General features: G+C 38.9%; 1 protein-coding gene. It reads right to left on the reverse strand.

Translation table 11 applies throughout. The annotated features are described in order from the left end of the window. On the reverse strand, window positions 1–1,209 hold a 1,209-nt coding region (locus BP896_RS03760), incomplete at its 3' end, for an RAMP superfamily CRISPR-associated protein (RefSeq protein WP_291765810.1). Between the last annotated feature and the right edge of the window lie 88 nt (window positions 1,210–1,297).

Raw genomic sequence — 1,297 nt, forward strand, 5'->3', positions numbered from 1 at the left:
GTAATCCTTTAACTCTTGAAGAGCTATAGAGGTTGCTTCAATTATCCTGGATTCATTAACGTTTACGTTTATAGGCTTTCCATGGCTTCCACGCCATATTAATTCCCTTGGCCAATCAGCTGATGTAAATACACTTATGTAAGCTTCATTATTGTGTATTGCAATAATTATTGGTGATGCCCTCCTATTTATATTACCACTGATAAGGTATCCAGTGCTAGTTCGCTTTTGTGCATTCCTTCTTCGCTTTTGTGCTCTGGGTAAGCCAAGTATCCATGCATTAAATGTTGTGCTCAACTCGTCATTGGGTATCTTCCTAATTCTATTGGTTCTTAGGAAAAAATTATGTAATACACTAAGTAAGTTATCACCCTTTACTGTGAATAAGTTATATGGGCTTAGCGACTTCATGCCTGCTATATCACTAGCTTCCTTATGATCAATACAATTAATATAGTTGAGATTCTTGCTGATCACTGGCATTGGAGGTAATTCACAATTACTTACATTCTTCTTCTTCAATTTATTGCATTCTCCTTGCTCCAATGCATAATCTACGACCTTACTTACATTATCCACAGCAGTATTTATTAACTCTTGGTCGCTCATTAGGAAAATCCGTGAATATTGACCATGGGATGTAATGTTAAAGCATCCAAGTCCCCTTCTACCGCCTTTACCGAAGCATGAGTACTTAAACGCCAAGGCTAATGCGCTTATTGATGCTTCTATTGATGCTTCACCTAAATTACATGGTATGTTATTATTGATCTTAAGCTTAATGGATGCGTTACTAAAGTACTCAACACTTTTCCCTCTTAGAAGTAACTTAATTCTTTGAAGCTGATTAGCTAAACTAGGATTTATCTGCTGAGGGGATTGTTGTGTGTTTGGGTTAATAATTATCTTGAAGCATGATGATTTAGCACCATCTTTGCCTGCATATCCAAGCCCTAGGTGTATTCCAGTAATCCTCGATATGCATAAGGCTTCTTCACGTGAAGTATACTTAACAATATATCTATCTGTTTTTCCATGTAGTAAGCCCTTATTAAACAATACCCCAGCCACTAGAGCTCTAGCCCACCAGCGCCAAATGCCCTTAACTTCACTAGGTCTAAGTGGCCAATCCAAGTCAACTTTATTAGCATCAGCTGAGCCAGGCAGGAACGGTGTGCTCAGACTTAGATTTAACTCAACATACTCCACGTAGGTCACCCTTTAATGATCGCCTCAGTTAAGCGTTTCAGCCATTCAGCGAACTCCAGTAGCCTTCTTTCAGCAAGCACCTGAATGC

The sequence above is a fragment of the Caldivirga sp. UBA161 genome (assembly GCF_002506515.1).
Classification (GTDB): domain Archaea; phylum Thermoproteota; class Thermoprotei; order Thermoproteales; family Thermocladiaceae; genus Caldivirga.